This is a genomic window from Desulfovibrio oxyclinae DSM 11498, from assembly GCF_000375485.1.
GTDB classification, from domain to species: domain Bacteria; phylum Desulfobacterota; class Desulfovibrionia; order Desulfovibrionales; family Desulfovibrionaceae; genus Pseudodesulfovibrio; species Pseudodesulfovibrio oxyclinae.
This window is the reverse complement of sequence record NZ_AQXE01000004.1, coordinates 113010-135680: the sequence shown is the minus strand read 5'-3', so window position 1 is coordinate 135680 and position 22671 is coordinate 113010. Positions and strand designations below refer to the sequence as shown.

Here is a 22671-nt window from a genome sequence, read left to right as displayed (position 1 = left end):
GCCCGCCGGAGGCACCGTTACCGGAAGGCTTCCAGCACGTCCTGCGGCACTTTGGCGAAGCGTGCGGCCTTGCCGGGTTCGATGGTTCCGAGTCGATCCTCGCCGAGGATGCGTGCGGGATTCGGTGCCATCATCTTTAAAATATCTTCTAGTTCCAGTCTGCCTTGCCAGTGTTGCTTGAGATACAGGGCTTCGTTCCAGAGATTGAGATCGTGGTTCGAGGCAATGGAGTCGGTGCCGAGACAGAGTGGGATATTGGCTTGATGCAGTTTTTCCCATGGGGCGCGGCCGACTCCTATGAATCTGTTGGAGCGGGGGCAGAGGCAGACGGTGGCTCCGGTCTTTGCGAGGATTTGGATATCGGCTTCGTCGAGTTGCACGCAGTGAATGGCAAGCGTCTGTTTGTCAAGCAGGCCTAGATCGTTTGCGTGTTGTACTGGGCGTTTGCCGGGTGGATTAAAGTCGAGGAGCCTTCCTCTGGACTGGAGCATGTCGAGAAAATCGCTTTGGTTGCCGAGCATGATGTTGAGTTCGTCTTCATGTTCGGACAGGTGCAGGGAAAACGGCAGGTTGCGGGCTGTGGTTTCCTGTTTGGCGGCTTGCAGGAGCTTGGTGTGGGTGGTGTAGAGGCTGTGTCCTGCGGCTGAGTGTCTGCCGAGTTCGTAGTGGCCGCCGGGGATGGTGGAGTCTGGGATCTGTTCGCCTATGGCTTCGGCGAAGGAGACGAAAAAAAGGCCGGTTTCCTGAAGGATTCCGGCCATTGTTTCTGGAAAACGGGTGGCGATGTCCCCGACCATCGCGGTTCCGGATCGTTTCATTTTTCGGCATGCTTCGCGGACGGTTTCCGGGTCCGGGTCCATGAGGGGGAGCGAGAGCAGGTGTTCGACCCACGGGACGAAGCCGGTGCCGTTTATGGTCTGTCCTTCGAGGTGCGAGAGTTCGAGATGGCAGTGTGCGTTGATCAGCGCGGGGACGAGGGTGGCGTCATGGTGATCGACGGTTCTGCCGGAAAAAGTGCGGGACAGGTCGGCGTAGGTGCCGACCTCTATGATGGTCTCATTGCGGACGAGAATTGCCGCATCAATGATGGGCGGCTGTCCGGGGACCAGCGTCAGTGCGCGTGCAGCGCGGTGCAGTTCGGTCATGTTCCGATTCGTCGGTTTTTTGGCGCAACGGAACCCTCCGCTGCGCGCGGCTGCATGGTGACTAACGGATTTTGTCTTCGGGGTCCACAGTCGTTTGCAGGTTTTCGAGCAGGAAGTCGTCGCGCTCCTCGAAGCGTATGGCGTGGCGCGGCAGGCCGAGGGCTTCATATTTTGGCAACAGTTCGTTGGCGTGACCGAGCAATTCTCCTTGAAGTCGCCTTGGCACTGCGAGGGTGATGGGGGCGGTGAGATTTTCCAGATGCGGCTTGAGATGGCGATACAGGGCGAGAGCCTTGACTGACTGGCCGAAGGCGGGATGCCATGGGCCATCCAGCAGCGAGGCGTTCATTTCCGTTTCCGGGGCCAGTCCCATACGGATGACCGGAATGCTCGCTCCGCGAAATCGGTTCAGGGCATCGGCCAGTTCGTCCACTGCACGGGCAAGGGGCCATGGATGATATTCGCCGTTGCGCCATGTATCGGCAAGCGGCGTGCCTTCCATGACCACGCAGGGATACAGCCGCACGCAGTCCGGGACCAACCGTAGGGCGAGGTCCACGTCATTTCGGAACACGCCGGGCCGATCGCCGGGCAACCCGGGCATGAGCTGAATGCCGAGCCTCAGTCCGGACCGACGCACGTTCTCGCAGGCGTTGCGCGCGGTCTCGCCGTCGTAGCCTCTGCCGGATTTGCAAAGCGCGTCGCCGTCGAAGCTCTGTATGCCGAGTTCGACCGTATCGAGTCCCAGCTTCCTGAGCCGGGCGAGCGTTTCCGGTGATGTCGCGTCCGGGCGAGTGGAGCAGCGGACGCCGGAAACGGTGCCTGTCTCGCGATGACGTGCCGCGACAGCGAGAAACCTTTCGGGCCACGGCTCCGGCAATGCGGTGAAGGTGCCGCCGAAGAATCCCAGTTCATAGGGGCCGCGTCCGGCATTGCGGGCCTCGGCAAGGTCGGTGTCCAGTTGTTGCAGCACCTCGGAGAGCGGTCGCGGCTTCTGTCCTGTCTGGGCGTTCTGCGAACAGAACACGCACCGGTGCGGACACCCTGCGAAGGGGATAAACACCGGGAAAAGCGAATTCTTTCGCCTCTGCATCCTTGGGGCTGGAATCATTAAGTGCATGATTGGTTCGCTTTATCGGTCTTCCCTTTATTTCTTGCCGCGCCATGGCGCGATGAGATGAGGCGCCCCTCCACAAACACCGGGCAAACATTGCCTGCCGGGATATTGACGGACATGGAAAGGTTTTCCCATCCGGGCGTGAGGCATAAAGTCCCTGCAAGAAACCGTCGATGAATCGATCAACAGGTTGATAAACGGTTTTGTTGGCTATACAGTTGCCGAGACTGACCCTGAAGCGGCCCCCGGGCTCACCCGCCGTGGCATGAGCCTTGCTATACATCTTCGACCTCTACCAAACGAAACAGCGAGCGCAAACATGGATCTCAAGGACAAGACAATGCTGGTCATCGGGGGCGCCGGGTTCATCGGCTCCCATCTCGTGGATCAACTTCTGGACGAAGGCGTCAGGGAAGTCCGCGTCTACGACAACCTCACGCGCGGCAGCGAGGAGAACCTCGCCTCGGCCCTGAAAGACCCGCGTGTAAACATCTACGACCTCGGCGGGGAGCTGCTGCACCGCGACATTCTCGATGCCGCCATGAAGGACGTGGACGGGGTGTTCCACCTCGCCGCCCTGTGGCTGCTGCACTGCTACGATTTTCCACGTTCCGCCTTCGAGGTCAACATAGGCGGCACCTTCAACGTCCTCGAAGCCATGCTGAACAACGGCGTCAAAAAGCTGGTCTACTCCTCTTCCGCCTCGGTTTACGGCGACGCGGTTTCCGAGCCCATGAAGGAAGACCACCCCTATAACAACACCAATTTCTACGGCGCCACCAAGATCGCGGGCGAGCACATGTGCCGCTCCCTGCACCACCGCTACAAGGATACGGATCAGGCCTTCGACTACAACGGGCTGCGCTACATGAACGTGTACGGCCCGCGTCAGGACTATCAGGGCACCTACATTGCGGTGATCATGAAGATTCTCGACAGGCTGGACCAGGGGCTTCCGCCGGTGGTCTACGGCGACGGTTCCCAGTCCTACGACTTCGTGTACGTGGGCGACTGCGCCCGCGCCAACATCTGCGCCATGAAATCCGACGCCACCGACAGCTTCTACAACGTCGGCACCGGCATCAAGACCTCCATCAAGCAGCTGGCCGAACTGCTCCTGGAGCTGACCGGCTCCGATCTCGAAATCGAATACAAGCCCGGTGGGCTGACCTTCGTGAAAAACCGCGTGGGCTGCCCGGAAAAAGCCGAGCAGGAGATCGACTTCAAGGCCGAGAAGCAGCTGCGCGAAGGGCTGTCCGAGCTCATCGAGTGGCGCAAGAACCACATCGAGGAAGTGGACCGCAGGCGCAGGAAGGCCAGATAGCATGTACGAGATTCCGCTCATCAAACCGGTGATCACCGACGCCCTCAAGGAGCGCGTCACGCAGGTGCTCGACTCCGGCTATCTCACCGAAGGACCCGTGACCCGCGAATTCGAGCAACGCATCGCCGGATTCTGCGGCGCGGCGCGCTGCCTCGCGGTAACCTCCTGCACCACCGGCCTTGAGCTGGCCCTGCGCGCGCTGGGCATCGGTCCGGGTCACGAGGTTATCGTGCCGGACTACACCTACCCGGCCACCGCGTCCGTGGTGAACATCGTTGGGGCCACCGCCGTCATCGTGGACGTCGATCCCGACACCATGCTCATGGACAGCGATGCGCTGGAAGCCGCCGTCACCGAAAGGACGCGGGCCGTCATCCCGGTCTCCCTGTTCGGCAACCCACTGGACTGGAAGCGGCTGAACGAAATCAGGCAGCGGCACGGACTATACATGGTTGAGGACGCCGCGTGCGCCCTCGGTTCATCCTTTGACGGCATCATGACCGGCGCATTGGCCGACATCTCGGTCTTCAGCCACCACCCGCGCAAGTTCATCACCACGGGCGAAGGCGGCACCGTGACCACGAACAACACCGAATGGGCCGAGTGGATGCATTCCTACAAGCATTTCGGCATGGGCGCGGCCACTTCGAGGGCAGGATCGCAGTTCAGCCGCATCGGCACCAATTACAAGATGAGCAACCTGCTGGCGGCAGTTGGCCTTGAGCAGATGGGCATGGTCAACGACCTGCTCGCCGAACGCCGCAGGCTGGCCGACGTCTACCGGGAAAAGCTCGACGGGGCGGACGGAATCTCCCTGCCCGCCATCACTCCGGACGGCGAACACTCGTGGCAGACCTTCTGCGTGTTCGTCCCCGAGCGCGACCGCGTCATGGCGGACATGCGCGCGGCGGGCATCGAGGTGCAGATCGGCACTTTCTCCCTGCATATGCACGAAGCCTTTGCCGACAATCCCCTTTGCCGCATCGAAGGCGACATGAGCGGCAGCATCCGGGCGTACAACGAGGCTCTCGCCCTGCCCCTGTATCACGGCATGACCGAGGCGGAGCAGGACAAGGTGCTCGAAACACTAAAGAAGGTGCTGTGATGAACCGCGGCAAGACCATCGCCATAGCGGGCAACCAGTCCACCTGCGCAGACACCCTGCGCGCCGTGCGCCAAGCGGGATACGACGTGGCCTGCCTGCTGCACATGGACGCTTCCCACAGCGACGGAATTGCCGACTATCAGGACTTGCGCCCGCTGGCCGAAAGCCTCGGGGTCCCGGTGGTGCACCCCGCCACCTACGCCATGAAGGACGACGCCAGCAGACGCCAGTTCGAGGACATTGGCATCGACCTGCTCATCTCCGCCGGGTGGCAGCGGCTGTTTCCCGAGTGGTTTCTCGAAACCCTGAGCATCGGAGCCTTCGGAATGCACGGCAGCGCGGAACCGCTGCCGAGAGGCCGCGGCCGCTCCCCCATGAACTGGTCCATCATCGAAGGCAGGGACCGCTTCTACACGAACCTTTTCAAGTACGACCCCGGCGTGGATTCCGGCGAGATCGTCGGCACCCAGCGTTTCGACATCACCGAGCGCGACACCATCCGGAGCCTGCGGCACAAGAACACCCTGAGCCAGATCAGGCTGCTTTTGGAGCACCTGCCCGCGCTGCTGGACGGCACCGCGCCAACGCATCCGCAGCCGCAGGACGTGACACCCACCTACTACCCCAAGCGCACGCCCGAAGACGGCGTCATTGACTGGCGTGAACCGGTAGAACGCATCGACAGGCTCGTGCGCGCCGTATCAAGACCGTATCCCGGAGCGTATACCACCTGTGACGGCACCCGCATCAATGTCTGGGGCGGCGCGCCCTTCGACACCAGCCTGCGCTTTGATGATGCAACTCCCGGCACCGTGGTGGGCGCGTTCCACGACGGCACTTTTGCGGTCAAAGCGGGCGATGGGAGCTATTTTGTGTCCGACTGGGACTCCCCGGATGGTTGGACGCCCGCCGAGGACAACGTTTTGCACAGCGAGCACAACCGCAGTCTGGAAAAGCTTGAAGCCATGTATGCCCAGACAGACCACGAAGGGTTCGGCTTCACCCGCAGGCAGTACTCGCAGCTTCTGGACGCCCTTTCGGACGGCGGCTACGAATGCGGCTTCTATGATGAGCCGTTGACGGCCGGGCGCACCCTTTTCCTGCGCCACGACGTGGACAAGAGCCCGGCCATGGCGTTGGAGATGGCCCGCATGGAACATGAAAAGGGTTTTTGCGCAGCATATTTCTTCATGCTCCGGGGCGGACTGTACAATATTCTGGAGCCGGAGACCGCAGCCGCCATCAGGGCCATCGCGCAGTTGGGGCACCGCATCGGCCTGCACTGCGATCCGAGCCGCATCCCGGACGCCCCTGACGACATCGACGCCGCGGTGACTGCCGAGTTGGAGCTTTTCCGCAAGGCGTGCCCGGTGGAGATCGGCAACATGGTCACTTTCCACAACCCGCCTGCCGAGGTGGTCAACCGCGCGCCCCGCACGGACGCCTACGTCAGCGGCTACGATCCGCGCTTCATGCTGCCGGAGACCAAGTACATCAGCGAGAGCAACGCCCACTGGCGCGAGGGGCACCCCGGTGAGATGATCCGCTCAGGCCAGTGGGACAGGCTGCAAATACTCGTGCACCCCATGTGGTGGATGTGGGACGAGCCCGTGAGGACCACGGAGATTCTCGCGCGGATTCTGAAAAAGCGAGGCGCAGAGCAGGACAGCTACCTGCGCTCGTCCAACAGCCTGTGGCAACAATTCCACGAAGGGCCCCGGAGTTAGATCATGTGCGGCATCTGCGGAATACTCGATCTTTCGGGCAGGAACCCGTCGCATGAAGCGTTGCAGGGCATGACCGACGCCATCGCCCATCGCGGCCCGGACGGCGAAGGGGTTTTCGTCAGCGGCCCCGCCGGGCTCGGACACCGGCGGCTGGCCATTCTGGACCTCTCCCCGACCGGAGCGCAGCCTATGCGAACCGGCGACGGCCGGTTCTCCATTTCCTACAATGGCGAACTCTACAATTTCCGGGAACTCCGTCAGGATCTGGAACACCGTGGCCACAGCTTTCGCTCCACATCCGACACCGAGGTGGTGCTCAAGGCCTACGCCGAGTGGGGCGCACGCTGCGTGGAGCGCTTCAACGGCATGTTCGCCTTTGCCGTGTGGGACGACCGCAGGCGCGAACTTTTTCTGGCGCGGGACCGCTACGGCATCAAGCCGCTCTACTACGCCTTCTTCGGCCGCACCTTTCTGTTCGGCTCCGAGCAGAAGGCCATCCTCGCGCACCCCGAGGCGCGACGGGAGATCGACTTCGAAGGGCTGCTCGAATACTTCACCTTCCAGAATTTCTTCACGGACAAGACCCTGTCCAAGGGCGTCAGGCTCTTTCACCCGGGCTGCACCGCCACCCTCGGCGCGGACGCTGTCGGTGGCGAGCTTTCGCTTCGTCGCTACTGGGATTTCGACTTCACGGAGCCGGACACGCATCTGACCGAGGACGAATATCTCGAAGAGCTCGACCACCTCTTCAACAATGCGGTGAAGCGACAGATGGTCAGCGACGTGGAGTTGGGCGCCTACCTCTCCGGCGGCATCGACTCCGGATCCATTTCCGCCGTGGCGGCCGGTGAGCAGTCCTACATCAAGAGCTTCACCTGCGGCTTCGACCTGAGTTCGGCCTCGGGGCTGGAGCTGACCTTTGACGAACGGGCCACGGCAGAGCGCATGTCGTACATGTTCAAGACCGAGCATTACGAGATGGTGCTCAAGGCCGGCGACATGGAACGCTGCCTGCCGGATCTGACCCGGCATCTGGAAGAGCCGCGCGTGGGCCAGAGCTACCCGAATTTCTACGCGGCCAAGCTCGCCTCGCGCTTCGTCAAGGTGGTCCTGAGCGGTTCCGGCGGCGACGAGTTGTTCGGCGGCTATCCGTGGCGCTATTACAGGGCGCTGGTCTGCGACGACTTCGAACACTATGTGGATCAGTATTACGTCTTCTGGCAGCGGCTGATTCCCAACCGACTCATCCAGCAGGTCTTCGCGCCCGTCTGGTCCGAAGTAAAACACGTCTGGACGCGGGACATCTTCTGCGACGTGTTCGGCCAGCGCCGGACCCTGCCCTGCACCCCGGAGCAGGCGGTGAACAACTCCCTGTATTTCGAAGCCAAGACCTTCCTGCACGGCCTGCTGGTGGTGGAAGACAAGCTCTCCATGGCCCACGGGCTGGAGAACCGCGTGCCGTTTCTGGACAACGACCTCGTGGACTTCGCCACCAAGGTGCCCGTGAGCATGAAGCTCAACAACCTGCACCATGTCGTCTCCATGAACGAGAACGAGGTCGGACCCAAGTTCAAGCGGTATTTCCAGAAGACCAACGACGGCAAGCGCCTGCTGCGACGTCTGGCCTCCCGTTTCGTGCCCGAGGACATCACCATGAACATCAAGCAGGGCTTTTCCGCGCCCGACGCGTCATGGTTCAAGGGCGACAGCATCCGCTTCGTGGCCGAAACCCTTATCAAGAACGATGCGGCCATTTATGAGTTCCTCGACCCCGACGCCGTGCGGAAGCTGGTCATGGAGCATCTGGAAGGGACACAGAACCGGCGCCTGCTCATCTGGTCCCTGCTCAACGTCGAGCAGTGGCTGCGGCAGTTCAAGGGGGCGGCATGATCCTTGGTTTCCTCTCGGACTCGCACGGCTGCTTCGAAGCGTTGGAAAAAGGACTTGAGGCTTTGCGTCGACACGGTGCCGAGCAGATTTTTCACCTTGGAGACAGCGTCGGATATTTCCCCGGTTGGAGCGCTGCGGACGCGCTGCGTCGCGAAAGCATCCCCTGCCTGAAGGGCAACCATGAAGCCATGCTGCTTCTGGACGAACAGGATCCAGCAAAAGACCCCATGACGCAGCTGGGAACCACCGCGCGTCAGGCTTCGCCCGTCCAGCTTGAGTGGGTGTCGCAACTTCCGCAGAGCCTTCGCATCGAACAGGACGACGTAAGGATTCTCATGGTGCACGGATCACCAAGAGAACCGCTGCGGGAATACATCTACCCGGACACTTCGCTGGAACCGTTTTTCGACGTGGATGCGGACGTGGTGGTCATGGGCCACACCCACCGGGCCGACCTGCGCGAAGTCGGGGGCAAAACGTTCATCAATACGGGAAGCTGCGCCCTGCCCCGCCATCCCGGTGGCCTCGGCTCCGCAGCAGTGCTGGATACCGGCACCGGACACGGCGAACTGATTCGTTTCCCCATAGGGACCGAGACGCGCAAAGCGGCCGCCCGGCTGTCGCTTCACGAAGAAATTATCAACCGTATCGCCCAATACCCCGAATCCTGAACAGGGAGCTACCATGTCGGAAAAAATACGCGTTCTGGTCACGGCCCTCGGCGGAACCAGCCACGGCCAGCAGATCCTCAAGGCATTGAGGCATGGAGAGCTCGACTATCACATCGTCGGCTCGGACATGACCTCCCGCAGTTCGGGCAGAGCTATTTCGGATGAGTTCGTGACGCTTCCGCCTGCCGGGGCTCCCGACTACCTTGAATCGCTTGAGCGCGTCATTGAAGCACACGGTATTCAGGCCGTCTTCCACGGATGCGAGCAGGAGATGACGGTTTTTTCGCAGAACCGGGAGCGGCTGGAAAAAAACGGCGTGTTCTTTCCGGTCAATCCGCCCCGGGTCCTCGACATCTGCCAAAACAAGGCACGCACCAACGCGTTGCTTATGGAAAAGGGTTTCGAACCGCCCCGCTACGTATCCATTACCTCGGTAGATGACACGGAACAGGTTGATTTTCTCCCAGCCGTGCTCAAGCCTTCCTCGGGGGGAGGCGGTTCGGCACATGTCTACATTGCGCAGGACCAGCGCGAACTGGAATTTCTGGCCGAGTACCTTCTCGGCTTCTGCCCGGAAGTGCTGGCGCAGGAGTATATGGGAACCGCCGAAGAAGAGTATACCGTAGGGGTGCTGTTCGGCCGCGACGGCGAACTGCTCAACTCCATCGGCGTGCGGCGTCTGGTTGAAGGCGCCATCAGCACGCGCTTCAGGGTTCCCAACCGGACCGGCAGAGCGGACCTCGGCCCACAGCTGACCATCTCCAGCGGCATCAGTCAGGGCGAGGTGGGAAAGTGGCCGGAAGTCACGCAGGTGTGCGAATCCATAGCGTCCGTTCTCGGCGCCGAAGCCCCGGTCAACGTCCAGTGCCGGGTGGTTGACGGCGCGGTGAAGGTCTTTGAAATCAACCCGCGGTTTTCGGGGACGACTTCGCTGCGTGCCATGGCGGGCTACAACGAACCCGAAGTTCTCATTCGGCGGGAGGTGCTGGGCGAAGAGGTCACTCCCGGATTCTCCTATCGCGAAGGGACTATCCTGCGGTCTCTTGTCGAACACTGGATCGCGGACTGACCCTTTGCCCTGTGCTCTCAACCTTCAACAGTGCTGAACAAACGAGGTCGTCATGAACCTTTCCCGAACCGGCAAAGCGGACCCGTCCAGAGTCGAGGCCGACGGCACCGGCACCATTCTGTCCACCCTGATGGCCGGCGGCAGGATTCTCGACAGCACCCCCTCCGGCACCTTTTCCCTGACCCCGCTCAGAGAAGGCCATGAGCCGGGCACCGATATTCGGCGCAGTGTTTTGGAAGAGACGATAACGGCCCGTTTTGAATTGAATTACGGCCCGGTGCATCGTTCACGCAGGAACAACCGGCTTGAAACCAGAGACAGCACATGTGGAGCGGACTGCCAAGGAGTCGCATCATGAAACGATTTATCATTCTGAATGTACGCAAAGATGTTCCCGGTTTCCTCCCCATCGAGGAATGCTTCCTTGCCGAAGCCCTGACAGAGCACGGCGCCAAGGACATTGAAATCCGCTCCGTGCTGCCCGACGAGCTTGAGGCCTGCGCCGAGGACATCGCCGGGATGGCTCCGGACAAGACATGTGTCATTCTTTGGGAGAGCGCCTCTTACAAAAGCTGCCAGACGCTTCTTGAATACTTCCAGCTCGCGGATGCAATTCGCCGCCGCAGCGACGTGCGACTGGCAAGCGGCGGCTACTGGGCTTCCACACTGGTCGACCATTATCCGGAACGATTCCAGCCGTTCGACATCATTGTTTCAGGATCCGATCTTCGCAAGGCCGCCGAAGCCTTCTGCACCGATAAACCCGGCAAGGGAGTTGAAGAGGTAAGGGACGCAAACGGAATCTGCGACTGGAACGCCTGGCCTCTGGATCTCTCCCGGGTCAGCACCCCGGAAAAGTACATCGGAAATGGTTACGTCTCTGGCTACAGGACAACCTTCGGCTGCCCCATGAACTGCTCCTTTTGCTACAACAACATGCTGCAGGATCAGGGCGCGCGGTATTCGGAACGCGATCTGGAGAAGGTTCGGCAGGACGTGGAGCATATTCTTGAAGTCTACGGGGACACCCCCCTGCAACTGAAGGACAGGAATTTCTTTTTCAACAAGGAACGCGCTTTTGCAATCATGGACATGCTTCGCTCCATGGGCGTTCGTCTCGCCAGCAACCTCGACGTCACGGTGCGCGATGCCGACGAGGAGATCTTCAAGAAATGCGTCGAGACCGGGGTCAGCAACCTCTTCTTCGGTCTGGAAAGCTTTCACGAAGACAGCCTGCGGCGTTTCAACAAGAAGTACTCCGTAGATAAACTGGAATACCTCTTCCAGCTTGGTGAAACCTACGAGATCACCCTGACGGGATGCCTGCTGCTCGGGCTGCCATGGCAGACCCGCGACAGCATTCAGGAAGATGTGCGCAAGGCATGCGGGTACATGGACCGTTTCAAGATGCTCAGGATTAACCTGAACAACTATCATCCGCTCATGGAAACGGCGCTGCAGAAGCAGTACTTCCCCGATGTCGCCAGCACGATTACTCTGGAAGAATTGAGCGATATCTATAACTTCCGCATGAACGCGGCCTTGCAGAACAAGCTCTACGGCCCTTCCTTCGATGACCTGAACTTCGAGAAACTCCGCTCGCACGCGCTTGCCCTCAACAGCATCAGCCTGCTTGAGCATTACCACATCCCCGAAGCGCTTCACCCGCTTTTCGCTCCTATCAGATCGCTGATTCAGGACAATGTCATGCGCAGCAACGAGGACAATGCCCTCAACAGGTACCTGACACCCGAGAAAATCGTGGAGACTCGGCGCAGCCTCACGCGCATCAGCCTGGAAATCAAGAAAATCATGGGAGGATTCGAGTAGTCATGGTGGAACTCGTCTCTATCCTGCTTCTCGCCTTCATGATGCGGTTCGTGTTTCTGAGCGGCTACACCACCGACGACATGACGCATCTGGCATTCGTCCGCCTGCGCAGCCGCAAGGACAACTTCTTCGACAATGACCCGCCGGACTCCGTCATGCAAGGCCACTTCGGATACCCCATGCTGGCTCACTGGATCATCAGCCGCTTTCCGCAGCGCCAGTGGAAGGCGGTCGGCAAACTTCTGAACATTGCCTACGACCTTGTGCTGATCGCCGCCACTTGGGGCGTGGCGCGTCTGTGGCTGCCGGAGACGTCGCAGCTTCCCGTCTCTCCCGCTGCGCTGGCCGCGCTTGCGGTGACCACCTCTCCCTGTCTGCTGCCCATAACCGCGCGCATCAAATCCCTCGGGGCGCGCTCGCTGGGCAACATTCTCCTCATGGGCCTGTTTCTCGCCCTCTGGCTGGGGATGCAGCAGCCCCTCGTTTTCGGCCCCGTTGCCGTGGTGCTGACCATACTCATCCTCACGACCTCGCAGTTCGGCATACAAGCCATGATGCTTTCAGCGCCCTTCCTGTCCCTGTTCACCCTGTCCATGCTGCCCCTCGGGGTGGCGTTATGCACGTTGCTTGTCCTTCTTGCCCTGTACAGGTGTGACTGGATGATATGCAAAGGCATTCAGGACAATGTCCGCCATATGCTGGAGCACAAACGCTGGTACTGCCGCAACGCCCAGAAAGGGACCACGGCCATGGGCCGGAACAGTCTTCGCGACCTGCTTGAGCTGCCCAGTTGGTGGAAAAAGAATAAGGACATCTTCTTTGGCATTCTTTTCCGGCGCAACAGCTACCTGATCGCTTTGTATTCCTTCCCGCTTTTCTGGGTTGCCGTTTATGCGTTCATGCATCCAGTCTCCACAGCTGCCTCTTCTTTCGAGCATTTCTCTCTGGCCGTGGTCTTCTCGTTGGCTTGCGTGTTTTTGCTGACATCCACCAAGAAGCTCTCCTTTCTTGGTCAGGCGGAACGCTATTTCGAATACGCGACCCCATTCGGCGCTTTGGTGCTGGCAAGCCAGTTCGCGTCAGGCTCGATTCAATTCGGCCCTGCCATGCTCCTGATCCTGCTTCAGGGCGTATTCACCCTTTGCAATCTCGCTTACACGAACTTCGCGGTGATCAAAAAGGCACTGGTTCCCGAAGCGGACGATGAAATCGTCAAGTATCTGGATGAACATGAGGGGCTGCGAATCCTCACCATCCCCATGAAGCTTTCCACCTACTACTCGTATGCCAGCACTGCGGACCACGCCTACTATTTCAAGCTCACAATGCATGAAAAACACGGCATGAAGCACAGGGACGCGGAGATGCCGTGGCTTGAACTCCCATGCCAGGATCTTGAAGTGTTCACCGAACGCTACGGGGTGGACACCATCATCGTTGACAAGGCTTTTTTGAAAAAAGCACTCGCGGAAAACGCAATTGAATACGACTTTTCTGACTGGGAGCCTGTTTTTGATTCCAACGGCTACACCATTTACAGCAAACCCAAAGAGGACTTGCAGTAAAATGGATGCGTCATTCACCGGGTCACATTGTAGGACCGATGCTGCATACCGCATTGAAACAACCATGGGCGACACTCTTTTCGAGATGCTTTGCGAACCGATCCGAACAGGAAAACCATGCTCAAGCAAAAAGCAGACTTTGTAGCACGCTACTTCCATAATCAGGAGCTTTCGCTTCTGAAATGGGCTCAGCAAAAAGAGCTGGAGCTGTCCAAGGTCGTCGTTCAGATTCCGGCGCGAATGAACTCGTCGCGCCTAAAGAACAAGAACGTCATGGACCTGTGCGGCAAGCCGCTTCTTGCTTATACCGCCCAGATCGCCAAGCGACTGCGCGGCGTGGATCAGGTCATCATAAACACCGACTCCGCCCACTATGCCTCCATCGCCGAACAGTACGGCGTGAATGCCCCTTTCCTGCGTCCCGCGGAGCTCGCCAAGGACCACTCTTCCATAACATGGGCAACATACTATCTGGTGCGGCACTTTGTTGATGCGGACTATCCGCTCAAGGCGATCATCACGCTCATGCCCACCTCCCCCTTTCGCAACCTGAACGCCATTCAGCACCTGGTTGACCAACTCCTCGCAAACGGAGCCGCCTACACCGCCCTCCGCGCCGACGCCATGCTTTCGCCCTATGCCGACGAAAACGGGCATCCCGTCCTTCAGGGCTGTGCACCCCGAACCGGATGCCTCCCAGCCAAGACCCTTGGCAATTTCTCCGGTGAACTCCTCATCAAGAAGAACATTGAAAAGTGCTGCATACAGTACATCGATGACCCGGTGGAGTTGATCGACATTGACACCAAACAGGACTTCGAGATGGCGAAATATGTCCTTGAAAACGATCTTTACGATTTCGGATTATAAAATGCATGTATACATCCACGCGCAAACCGATTCGCCGCGGACAGCCTCTCTCCTCGAATCCCGTGATTTTTCCACTGTTCTTGTGCGCTGGACTGCCGCTCTGGCTGAAAAACACTTGGGCCCTTGCAGCATTACAAACCTTGTAGGCGAAAAACGTGATCTTTCCGAAAAGACAGGAGCACTTGCCAGCCGCATAAACGCGGCGATCAAGGCAGACACAGGCTGGACCACTCTTGCTGATGAACTCGGCGCTGCAAACCAGCCTGTCATCGTGCTTTGCCCGTTCGACGGAGTGCTCTCGCGCTCCCGTCTGGAATCTTTCAGCCGTCGCTTCGCGAGACTTGAAGCGCCCTGTGTGGCGCGCTGCGCGCGCAAAGTGCCCGCCAACATCAATCCATATTGGCTGAAGGCGCTGCCCGCTCCGAAAGAGCAGACAGGGAAAGCATTTCTCGGCTGGAAGGATTTTCAAGCTTCATCGTTGGCGGCATCCGTCAAATCATCAACCGGAAGCTGCACCATTGCCGGCAGCCAACACTTGCCAACGCTGTATATGCAGGACGATGCCGTCATCGGCATCAAGGGTGTCCCTGAACGCGGCCAGACACATCAACACACACAACTGCACCACGACACCGAAGACGACCAGACCCTAAACATGTTCTACCGTTTCAACCTCTTCAACTTCAGCCCCAGGCAACCGCTTCACCTGCAGTCGGGCTTCCTCGACAGGATGAGGCAGGCTTTAAGCGCTGATATGGAAGAGCTTTGTTCGAGGAATCTGGCGGTTTAGCATGAGAAAAACAGCTCACAAAGACAGATCCGTAGCACAAGACATGGTCACCTGTTTCAGTTTTCGCCCCTTTTCTTGCGAGACGACCATCTAAGGAGTCCCGATGACAGCAAAAGCACACACAAGACTCTCCCCCCTGCTCATCACCGGTGGCCTGCAACGTCCCGAGGCCGAAGCCATGGTCTCCACGTCCGGCAACCACTATTTCCGGGCAAGGCTCTCCAGACTGAACTGGACCGACAAGTCGGAAACCGTGCTCATGGACTATGAAACGCCGCAGGGCGCCCGCCCGGACGAGACACCCGGCATCCGTTTCACCGCCATGACGCTTCAGGGCGATCGCCTTTATCTCTGCACCGGCACTGAAGTGTTCGTCTACACGTGGCCGGAACTTGAACGGTTGCAATATTCCACGCACCCACATTTTCACGACATCCATCACGTTGCCCCGATGAACGGCGGTGTGACCGTGGCCTCTACGGGCCTCGACATGGTGATCGAGCTCGACGACTCGCTCGCACCCAAGCGTTACGTCAACACCGTCTCCGACGACCCGTGGTTCAAGTACGACCCGGAGGACGACTGGCGCAAAGTGCACAGCACCCAGCCCCACGACGCCCACCCCAACTATCTGCTTTCCATGAACGGCGAACCGTGGGTGACGCGAGGCTACCAGAGCGACGTCATGCGCCTGGCGGACAGGCGAACGGTTTCCCTGTCCGACAAACGCGTTCATGACGGGCACGTTGTCGGGGATCATGCATTTTTCACCAGCGTGGATGGCAGGATCATCGTCCTCAACACGCACACTCTGGCGATTGACGAGGTCGTGGATCTCATGCCGCTGGAGGGCACGGAACTGCCCCTTGGCTGGTGTCGCGGGCTCCATGTGGACGGAGACGTGGCATATGTCGGATTCACGACCCTGCGAACCACCAAATGGAAGGACAATGTCGAGCATTTTCTCAATTCCAGGACCGGGGAATATAAGCAGGTATTGCCGTCCAGAGTGGTCGCGTATGATCTGAAAAAACGCATCAAACTCGACGAGTACGTCATCCCACGCGAATCCATCGGCGCGGTGTTCGACGTGGTGGCAATCCCCGACTGGGCCGATGGGGACGAATCCTGATGCGCGTCACCTTCTGCGCATACGACCGCCCCGGATACGTGGGCGGGCCCAACGCGGGGCTGATGCGCCTGCTGCCTGCGCTCAAGGCGCGCGGCCTGCGACCGGAGTGCCTGCTGCTCACTTTCGGGGACGAGCGGCAGTGCCCCGCCATGCGCGCCCTGAGGGAGAACGACATCCCGTTCCAGCACGCCCCGTATCACCCCACCACCCAGCAGCGGGTGCGCTGGCTGCTGGAGGCCGCATCACGGCGCAGGCCCGACGTGTTCGTGCCCAACCTCATGCCCGCGGCCTACTTCGCGGCGGCGCATCTGAAGAAACACGGCATCCCATCCATCGGCGTCATGCGCTCGGACGACGACTTCCACCATCAGCTCGAAGAACTTTTCATTACAGGTCGCGACCGGGACCGCGTGGATCACTGGGTCTGCGTTTCCGAATACCTCCGCGAGCGCATCAGCCCAAATGTCAGCCGGGCCGAGGCCATCCCCTCAAGCTATGACGACTGCGGCACGGCTCCTCGCACCGCACGTCCGGAACTCCGGGAAGGCCAGCCGCTCAGCATCGTCTATTCGGGACGGCTGGTGGAACGCCAGAAACGCATCTCCATGCTCACCGAAGCCATGTGCCGACTCACGCAGCGGCGCAACGACGTGCAGGCCACCATCGTGGGTGACGGCCCTGACCGCGAGCGTGTGGAGGCCGTGCTGCGCCGGCACCCGGACGCTTCGGTGACGCTGCATCCGCCTGTGAACAGCGCCTGCATTCAGGATGTGCTCCGCGAACATCATGCCGCAATTCTGACCTCGGAATACGAAGGGTTGCCGCTTTGCCTGCTGGAGGCCATGGACGCAGGGCTCGTGCCGCTGGCGACGCCCACGCGAAGCGGCATCCCGGAACTCGTCAAGGACGGCAGAACCGGCTTCCTGCTCCGAGACATCGACGCGGACCTCGACCGAGCCGTGGACGCGCTGAGGACGCCCGGAACGTTCGAACAAATCTCCACCGCCGCATCCGAACTCGTCCGCTCGCGCTATTCGCCCGAGTCATGCGCAGACAACTGGGCCGGGCTGATCCGCGACGTGGGCAGTTCCGCCACACCCAAACGCGTGCGGATGCCCCTGTGGCTGGATCTGCCCGCCAACAACGGCCTGCGAGAAGACGACCGCGCCACGCCGCTTCAGGCCGTGCGCACGACTCTCGAAAGCCTCTGCGCGCGCGGGCACCATCCATTCGTGAATCCCCGCTGCCTGCCGCGCTTCGTCGATCTCTATACGGTGCGAAAGCGCATCCTCGGCGCGGTGCGGGACATTCTACCGTCAGCCAAGGGCCGCGTGGTGGACATCGGCGCAGGCAGCGCTCCTTACCGCAATCTCTTTCTCGACGCCCCGGACGTTTCAGGCTACCTCGCGGTGGATTTCGACTGCGGTCCCTACGACGCCCCGGACATGGCCTGGGACGGCTGCCGCCTGCCCCTTGATGACGCCTCTGCCGGAACCGTGGTGCTCACCGAGGTGCTGGAACACTGCGAGGACGCGGCCGCCGTGCTTCGCGAGGCGCGCCGCATTCTGAAGCCGGGCGGCCTGCTTTTCCTGACCGTGCCGTTCCTGTGGCCCCTGCACGACGTGCCGCATGACGTCTGCCGCTACACGCCGTGGACACTGGAAAAACTGCTCGCTGAAGCAGGGTTCAAGGACGCGCGTGTCCGTCCGCTGGGCGGCTTCGACGCGGCCATGGCCCAGATGCTCGGTCTCTACATCCGACGCAGGTCGCGCGGCCCGATCTTCACCCGCATCGCACGGCCCCTGCTCTCGATGCTCGCCGCCCCGGCGGTCAAGGCGCTGAACGCCATGGACAAACCGAAAGACGATTTCCGCGAAGGGCTCATGATCACCGGCCTGTACGCCACCGCGCTAAGACAAGGAGACAACGGATGACCGCACCGCAGCGAATCTGCATCATCCACCCCAACCCGGGCCCGGAGTGCGAAACCTTCATCAGGGCGCACGCCGAGCGCCTGCAATCGGTGGTGGAAGTCCTGTATGGCGGGCATATGCCGCTTTTCCGGAAGGACGGTTCCACGCTGCATCCAGACCTTCCCGCCGATGCCGCCCGGCTGTTCTCCCCGTCCGGTGCCGTGGAAAACGAAATGCACGAGCAGGCCACCGAGACCATGGCGGATTTTCTGCGCGACAATCATATAGACGCGGTGCTTGCGGAATACGGTCCCACCGGCGTGGCCATGCTGGAGCCGTGCAGGCGCGCCGACGTCCCGCTGGTGACACACTTTCACGGCTTCGACGCCTCGCTCAAGCCGGTGCTTGCGAAATACCGCGAGGGCTACGCCAGACTTTTCGGGAATGCCGCCGCCATTGTGGCCGTTTCGCTGGAAATGCGGCGCGACCTGCTGCATCTGGGTGCGTCTGAAGACCGGCTGCACGTCAATCCCTACGGGGTGGACGCGTCCCTGTTCGACAGCGCAACCCCGGCCGACGCTGCCCCGCGCTTCATCTCGGTGGGCCGCTTCGTGGACAAGAAGGCCCCTGAGACCGTGGTCTGCGCCTTTGCCGAAGTGGCAAGGATGATTCCCGAGGCCAGCCTGCGCATGATCGGCGACGGGGTGCTGCGCGAGAGCGCCATGCGGCTGGCCCGCAACCTCGGCCTTTCGGACCGCATCGACTTTCCCGGCAATCTGCCTCATGAAGAAGTGGCGGAGGCCATGCGTGCGGCGCGCTGCTTCGTGCAGCACTCAGTCACGCCGGAAACCGGCGACAAGGAAGGCACGCCCAACTCGGTTCTTGAAGCTTCGGCTTCGGGCCTTCCGGTGGTCAGCACCCGGCACGCTGGCATTCGCGAGGCCGTGGTGCACGAAACCACCGGGCTGCTCTGCGAAGAAGGCGAGCTGGACGCCATGACGGAGAACATGCTGCGCATGGCCCGCGACCCCCAGCTTGCGGCCCTTTATGGCCAAGCCGGACGCGAGCACGTTCGCACCAACTACGACTTTGCAACACAGTTGGGCCGGCTTGAAGCCATTGTGGCCGAGGCGACCCGCTCCGGAGGCGCGCATGGGTGAACGCATACTGGTAACCGGGGGAGCCGGATACATCGGCAGCCACGCCTGCAAGGCGCTGGCCCGGCAGGGGCATGAGCCCGTTACGCTCGACAGCCTGATCCACGGTCACGAGGACGCCGTCAAGTGGGGACCGCTGGTCAAGGCCGACATCCTCGACCGCGACGCGCTGGACCGGTGCTTCCGCGAATACCGACCTGATGCGGTCATGCATTTCGCCGCCTTCGCCTATGTGGGTGAATCGGTCCGCGAACCCGCCAAGTACTACCGCAACAACGTGACCGGATCCCTGAATCTGCTGGAAGCCATGCGGGAGCATGACTGCGGCCGGATCATCTTCTCTAGCACCTGTTCGGTTTACGGATCGCCCAACCGACTGCCGCTGGATGAAACCCACTATGTGGCGCCCATCAACCCCTACGGCGCGAGCAAGCTGATGATCGAACGGATCATGAGCGACTTCGGCGCCGCCTACGGGCTGGAATCCGTGGCTTTGCGATATTTCAATGCCGCCGGGGCCGACCCGGACGGCGAACTGGGCGAGCGGCACGATCCGGAGACCCACCTGATCCCCCTCGCTCTCGGGGCAGCCATGGATCCGGCCCGGGAACTGACGGTTTTCGGCACGAATCACGACACCCCGGACGGCACCTGTGTGCGCGACTACGTCCATGTGACCGATCTTGCCGAGGCGCACGCGCTAGCGCTGGACCTGCTGCGGCGGGAGGGTGGCAATCACTCCCTGAACCTCGGCTGCGGTAACGGCTACTCGGTGCTGGAAGTCATCGAAACCGCCGGACGTGTTGCGGGCAAGCCCGTGGCATGGAAGGCGGGCCCGGTGCGCGAAGGGGACCCCTCCAAGCTGGTGGCCGACGCAGCGCTGGCGACCCGGCGACTCGGCTGGAAGCCCCGGTATCAGAACCTCGAACTCATGATCCGCCACGCTGGCGACTGGATGCGAAACCATGACTGAGAGTGCGCTTTATCCGAACCGGCTGCATGTGGTCATCCCTTGCCGCAACTGTGAAGCCTACATCGGCGACTGCCTTGATTCCCTGCAACGGCAGACCTTCGCCGACTGGACCGCGCTGGTGGCCGACGACGCCTCCGACGACGGCACCGCCGACGCCGTGCGAGCCTACATGCAAAAGGATGCAAGAATATCCCTGCGGGAGGGCGTGCAGCGCGAATGGCTCATGGGAAACACGCTGGCGGCCCTGCGCGCCCTCGATCCGGCCCCGTCGGACGTCGTGGCCATTCTGGACGGCGATGACTGGCTGCTGCCAGAATGCCTCGACAGGATCATGCGCGCACACCGGGAAGGGTACGACCTCGTATACACGGACGAGGAGATCGACGGCGGCGGGCACTCCATCGCCGCGCCGCTCATCGCATCCGCCCCCGTGCGCAAACAGTCGTGGCGATTCTCCCAGCTGCGCACCTTCAAGGGCTACCTGTTCTCGCAGCTCCCGGACGAGACCTTCCGCGACCGCGACGGAAACTACTTCCGGGCGGCGGGCGATCTGGCCCTGTACCTGCCCATGGCGGAACTGGCCGGGCCGGAAAAGGTCCGCTACATCCCGGAAAAGCTTTACCACTACCGCGTGCATGAGCAGTGCAATTTCAAGGTCATGCGCGACGAACAGCTTCGCAACAACTGGGACATCCGCAACCGCCCGCCCCTTGAGCGGCAGACTGAATATTTCGACGTGACCGAGGAAATCCGCGGGCTGGACAAAAGCCGCCTGCCGTTCATCGGCCCGGAGGCCCGCGACCGACACCCCCGGCCCCTGACCGTGAACATCCGCCACATCATCCCCGGCGAGGAAGCGGACGCGTGGCGGCCCTATCACGGCCTGTGGATCGAGGACGGGGTATTTCTTTCCGGAAAACAGGAGTAGCCCATGAACCGCACAAACACGGCAATATTGCTGGCCCGCCCCATGGACCAAAGCGATCCGCTCCTGACGCGCGCCGCAGACGGCTACGCCGTTGACACCGTGCTGGGCGAACTGCTCCGTCTCGGCGTGTTCGACGAGGTCGTCATCTCCGTTCCCGAAGAAACCCCTGAGGCGATTCGCGAGGCACTTTCGGGGATGAAGCACGCCAAGACGGCGGTCAGCCGCCACGCCACGCCGCAGACACGGCTTCTCAGGCACATGGAGCGGCACGAGCTGGCCAGCGTCACGGTGCTGACCTCCTACAGCGTTCTCATGGACGCCGCCGCCATCCACAGCGGACAGGAGGCCGTGCGCGCCGACCACGCGGACCTGTACCATCCCGGCGACGTCATCGCGCCCAAGTTTTTCACGGTCCTGAACCGCAGGACGGCCGAGGTGCTCCACGAGAGCCATCGCACCCCCCTGCCGCCGTTCGTGTTTGCGCAAAAGGCGCGGCAGTTCGCCGAACTGAGGATAGAAACCGAGCAGGACATGGAGAGCCCGCGCGAGCGCTTCCTGTGGGAGCTGCTGTTCGCTGGCGAACGAAACGCCGTGCCGCAGGGCGTGGCCGAGGTGTTCCTGTCCACGTTCACCGGCAGTGACCGGCTTGCGCGCGAATCCTTCGACACATTCATTCAGCATCGATACGGCCTGCACTCCCCCGAGCTGCTGGACGAGGCCCTGCGCCTGATGAGTCCGTACGACCCCAGCCTGCGCACCGCCATGCAGATCAATCAGGCCAGACGTCTTTGCGCGCATCTGCCCGAGCACCGTGGCGCATCACTTGAAGTGGGCCACGGCAAAACCCCGCTCACCTCGCTGCTGCTGGCACACGTTTTCGACGAGGTGCACGGCGCTGACGTATACAAACACTCTGAACAGGGCTACGCGGACAGCCTCGACTTTCTTCGGCTGCTCGGTGAATCCGGCATGGCTCCGCTGTCAGGAGATGCTGTCCGGTACGAAGCCGACGCGCTGGACAAGCGCAGCCGGTTCTTTCACGGAGAACTGCAAGCAATGCCCCTGGCGCCGGAAAGCATCGATTTCTGCCATTCCAGAATGGTGCTGGAGCACGTGATGGACATGCCGGGACTGGCGGCCTACCTGCGTCGCACCATGCGCCCGGGCGGGGTCATGCTCCACGAGATCGGTCTTCAGGACCATGGCGACCTCTCCCACATCAACTTTGAATTTCTCAGCCATGAGCCGCGCCAGTGGCAGGCCATGAAACGGGGCACGAACCTGTGGCGGATAAACGACATCGCGGAGATGTTCGCATCCGAAGGGTTCGACGTGTCCGTCATCGAACGGGACGTGCGGCCCGTGCCGCCGCGCAGCCTGCATGAACACTGGAAGAATTACCGCGACGAGGACCTCTACTGCTACAGGGCCGTCCTCAAGGCCGTCAGATAGGCCGCTTCACAAA

19 protein-coding genes are annotated in these 22671 nt (G+C 61.1%); 17 read left to right on the top strand and 2 right to left on the bottom strand.

Features of this window, described 5'->3' with window-relative positions:
* Window positions 1–17: 17 nt before the first annotated feature.
* Both B149_RS0105960 and B149_RS16580 read right to left on the bottom strand, forming a co-directional pair.
* Window positions 18–1145 carry an amidohydrolase family protein gene (locus B149_RS0105960; RefSeq protein ID WP_018124265.1) on the bottom strand — a complete coding sequence of 376 codons (1128 nt, stop codon included), beginning with the start codon at window positions 1143–1145 and terminating at the stop codon, window positions 18–20.
* Between the two features lie 61 nt (window positions 1146–1206).
* On the bottom strand, window positions 1207–2238 hold the full coding sequence (locus B149_RS16580; protein WP_083909161.1) for an elongator complex protein 3: 1032 nt from the start codon (window positions 2236–2238) through the stop codon (window positions 1207–1209).
* A gap of 343 nt (window positions 2239–2581) precedes the next feature.
* Between B149_RS16580 and B149_RS0105950 the strand changes: the two genes are divergently transcribed.
* The 17 genes from B149_RS0105950 to B149_RS17830 all read left to right on the top strand — a co-directional run bounded on the left by B149_RS0105950 (window position 2582) and on the right by B149_RS17830 (window position 22658).
* Entirely contained in the window at window positions 2582–3586 is a 1005-nt protein-coding gene (locus tag B149_RS0105950) for an NAD-dependent epimerase/dehydratase family protein (RefSeq protein ID WP_018124263.1), read from the top strand.
* Between the two features lies 1 nt (window position 3587).
* Complete coding sequence (locus B149_RS0105945; RefSeq protein ID WP_018124262.1) at window positions 3588–4691, top strand: DegT/DnrJ/EryC1/StrS family aminotransferase; 1104 nt, start codon at window positions 3588–3590, stop codon at window positions 4689–4691.
* Entirely contained in the window at window positions 4691–6418 is a 1728-nt protein-coding gene (locus tag B149_RS17850) for a methionyl-tRNA formyltransferase (RefSeq protein WP_018124261.1), read from the top strand. Before B149_RS0105945 ends, B149_RS17850 begins: the two co-directional genes overlap by 1 nt.
* Before the next feature lie 3 nt (window positions 6419–6421).
* A complete protein-coding gene (gene asnB, locus B149_RS0105935; RefSeq protein WP_018124260.1) occupies window positions 6422–8308 on the top strand; it encodes an asparagine synthase (glutamine-hydrolyzing) in 1887 nt (628 codons plus the stop codon).
* Window positions 8305–8979, top strand: coding sequence for a metallophosphoesterase family protein (locus tag B149_RS17845; RefSeq protein WP_018124259.1), 675 nt, complete (start codon window positions 8305–8307; stop codon window positions 8977–8979). Before asnB ends, B149_RS17845 begins: the two co-directional genes overlap by 4 nt.
* 13 nt (window positions 8980–8992) lie before the next feature.
* Complete coding sequence (locus tag B149_RS0105925) at window positions 8993–10048, top strand: ATP-grasp domain-containing protein (protein ID WP_018124258.1); 1056 nt, start codon at window positions 8993–8995, stop codon at window positions 10046–10048.
* Window positions 10049–10100: 52 nt separating this feature from the next.
* Complete coding sequence (locus B149_RS0105920; protein ID WP_018124257.1) at window positions 10101–10406, top strand: hypothetical protein; 306 nt, start codon at window positions 10101–10103, stop codon at window positions 10404–10406.
* On the top strand, window positions 10403–11878 hold the full coding sequence (locus B149_RS0105915) for a B12-binding domain-containing radical SAM protein (RefSeq protein WP_018124256.1): 1476 nt from the start codon (window positions 10403–10405) through the stop codon (window positions 11876–11878). The genes B149_RS0105920 and B149_RS0105915 overlap by 4 nt, the downstream gene beginning before the upstream one ends.
* 2 nt (window positions 11879–11880) lie before the next feature.
* Window positions 11881–13443, top strand: coding sequence for a hypothetical protein (locus B149_RS0105910; RefSeq protein ID WP_018124255.1), 1563 nt, complete (start codon window positions 11881–11883; stop codon window positions 13441–13443).
* 117 nt (window positions 13444–13560) lie between these two features.
* The gene (locus tag B149_RS17840; RefSeq protein WP_018124254.1) at window positions 13561–14313 is read left to right on the top strand and encodes a cytidylyltransferase domain-containing protein; all 753 of its coding nucleotides are present in this window, start codon (window positions 13561–13563) and stop codon (window positions 14311–14313) included.
* 1 nt (window position 14314) lies between these two features.
* On the top strand, window positions 14315–15103 hold the full coding sequence (locus B149_RS0105900; RefSeq protein ID WP_018124253.1) for a hypothetical protein: 789 nt from the start codon (window positions 14315–14317) through the stop codon (window positions 15101–15103).
* 103 nt (window positions 15104–15206) lie between these two features.
* Window positions 15207–16235 (top strand): hypothetical protein, encoded by a 1029-nt coding sequence (locus B149_RS0105895; RefSeq protein WP_018124252.1) that lies wholly within the window; start codon window positions 15207–15209, stop codon window positions 16233–16235.
* Complete coding sequence (locus tag B149_RS17835; protein WP_018124251.1) at window positions 16235–18169, top strand: glycosyltransferase; 1935 nt, start codon at window positions 16235–16237, stop codon at window positions 18167–18169. Before B149_RS0105895 ends, B149_RS17835 begins: the two co-directional genes overlap by 1 nt.
* Complete coding sequence (locus B149_RS16555; protein WP_018124250.1) at window positions 18166–19308, top strand: glycosyltransferase; 1143 nt, start codon at window positions 18166–18168, stop codon at window positions 19306–19308. Before B149_RS17835 ends, B149_RS16555 begins: the two co-directional genes overlap by 4 nt.
* The gene (gene galE / locus B149_RS0105880; protein ID WP_018124249.1) at window positions 19301–20278 is read left to right on the top strand and encodes a UDP-glucose 4-epimerase GalE; all 978 of its coding nucleotides are present in this window, start codon (window positions 19301–19303) and stop codon (window positions 20276–20278) included. Before B149_RS16555 ends, galE begins: the two co-directional genes overlap by 8 nt.
* Window positions 20271–21206, top strand: a complete 936-nt coding sequence (locus B149_RS0105875; protein WP_018124248.1) for a glycosyltransferase family 2 protein — start codon at window positions 20271–20273, stop codon at window positions 21204–21206. Before galE ends, B149_RS0105875 begins: the two co-directional genes overlap by 8 nt.
* 3 nt (window positions 21207–21209) lie before the next feature.
* A complete protein-coding gene (locus B149_RS17830) occupies window positions 21210–22658 on the top strand; it encodes a class I SAM-dependent methyltransferase (RefSeq protein WP_018124247.1) in 1449 nt (482 codons plus the stop codon).
* Window positions 22659–22671: the final 13 nt, after the last annotated feature.